This window comes from Rhodopseudomonas sp. BR0C11 (assembly GCF_010820945.1).
GTDB lineage: Bacteria > Pseudomonadota > Alphaproteobacteria > Rhizobiales > Xanthobacteraceae > Rhodopseudomonas > Rhodopseudomonas palustris_H.
In genome coordinates this window covers 1-1775 of the sequence record NZ_QTKI01000633.1, presented here as the reverse complement: position 1 = coordinate 1775, position 1775 = coordinate 1, and the positions used below count along the sequence as shown (strand labels likewise).

Genomic DNA, 1775 nt, shown 5'->3' with positions numbered 1-1775 from the left:
GTGCCAGCGATACATCCGCTCCAGGCCGCCGAGCCAGGCGGCTAATCGCGGCTCGCGCAGCATCAGCAGCAGGCTGACCAGCAATAGGCCACAGCCGAGCCAACCGGTGACGATGCCGGCGGCGCGGATCGGCGGCAGACCTTCGGGAAACGCCCAGATCGCAAAGCCCGCCGGCACCACGCACGACAGCAGCGGAACCGACCACTGGCGCACAGCTGCAGCAGCGGCTGCCATGGCCTCAATCCCGCCCGGACTTCAGATGGTCACAGAAGTCGCGGCCGCCATGCGGCAGGTCGAGCCCGCGCTCGCGCGCCCGCTGTACCATCAGCGCGTGATGTTCGGCCCGATAGGCTTCGCACGCATTGTAGTCGGTGAAGCTGCGCACCCGTCCCTGATGTTCGATCCGCTCCTGCGGCGACATCAGCATCCAGCCGCGGGTATTGCCCTCGTCGGCGCGCCATGGCGCAGCCTGCGCTGGGGCAGCCCACGGTATCAGCGCCAGCACATTAATCATCACGGCAGCACACGCCGCCAAGCGGATGCAGAGCATAACCGTCATCCCGCTGCGATGCGACGGCTCAGCTTAGCGCGCCCACAGCGGTTGTGAAGATGACTCAGATCAAGCAACGGGCGAAAGGGGAATCCACCCGCTCTCCGTCATTGCGAGCGAAGCGAAGCAATCCAGGCCACAGACACAGCTTGGATCGCATCGTCGCTTCGCTCCCCCGCAATAACGAGGAGGGAGCGCTGACGAAGCTATTACTTCTTGTCCGTCTTCTTCGCCGCTTCGCGGGCGTCCTTGATCGCCTGCTTGAACAGCGCGACGTCGAGCACGCCGGGCACGCGGAAGCGGCCGACGATGAATGACGGCGTACCCTGGAAGCCGAACGCCTTGGCCTGGGTGTCGTTGCGCTTGAGGATTGCCTCGATCGTGGCGCGGTTGGCGTCGAGATCCTTGGTGGCGCGATCGACATCAATGCCGCCGGCCTTGAGCGTCTCGTTCAACGTGGTCTCGGTCAGCTTCGAGGTCGCGCCGATCAGCGCTTCGTGCGCCTGCAGAAATTTGCCTTGGTACTTCGAAGCGAGCACCAGCTTGGCGGCATCGACCGAGACGCCGCCGAAAATCGGCCAGTCCTTCAAGACCAGGCGGATGTTGCCATCCTCCTTGACTACCTTCATCAAGTCCGGCGCCACTTTCTTGCAGTACGGGCAGCGATAGTCGGACCATTCGACGATGGTGATGTCACCCTTCGGATTGCCGGCGACCGGGATCTCGGCGTCGTAAAGCACCGCGTCGGTCGACAGTACATCCTCGGCGTCCGGCGCGGTCGGGGCCGCTCCGGCCTTGGCGGCAACAAGCGCGGGAGCGAGAGCGAGCGCCGCCGTCATGGCCGACCGTCGGGAGATCATCATCAGGTTCCAATCCTCAGGCTTTAGGCGGGCCTGTTGTGCACCGGATCGCGGCGTCGTGCCATCACTTTGCCGTGGCCGGCGGCGGATTTGGCGTTTTGTCGCGCAACACGATGTAGATCGCCGGAATCACCAGAACCGTGAGCAGGGTCGATGACGCCAGGCCGAACAGCAGCGAGATCGCCAGGCCCTGGAAGATCGGGTCGAGCAGGATCGTCGCCGCACCGATCATCGCCGCCAGCGCGGTGAGCAGGATCGGCTTGAACCGGACCGCGCCGGCCTGCAACACGACCTCGCGCAACGTCTTGCCGGCGCCGCCCGAGTGCCGAATGAAGTCGACCAGCAGGATCGAGTTGCGCACGATG

General features: G+C 64.8%; 3 protein-coding genes and 1 pseudogene. All 4 read right to left on the bottom strand.

Annotation, left to right across the window (positions count from 1 at the left end; genetic code table 11):
* Positions 1-234 (bottom strand): annotated as a pseudogene (locus DYI24_RS26035) (oxidoreductase); the annotation flags it as partial.
* Positions 235-238: 4 nt separating this feature from the next.
* Complete coding sequence (locus tag DYI24_RS26030) at positions 239-550, bottom strand: hypothetical protein (protein WP_164574365.1); 312 nt, start codon at positions 548-550, stop codon at positions 239-241.
* Between the two features lie 209 nt (positions 551-759).
* Entirely contained in the window at positions 760-1413 is a 654-nt protein-coding gene (locus tag DYI24_RS26025; RefSeq protein WP_107343199.1) for a DsbA family protein, read from the bottom strand.
* Between the two features lie 61 nt (positions 1414-1474).
* A partial coding sequence (locus DYI24_RS26020) for an efflux RND transporter permease subunit (protein WP_164574364.1) occupies positions 1475-1775 on the bottom strand: 301 nt, incomplete at its 5' end.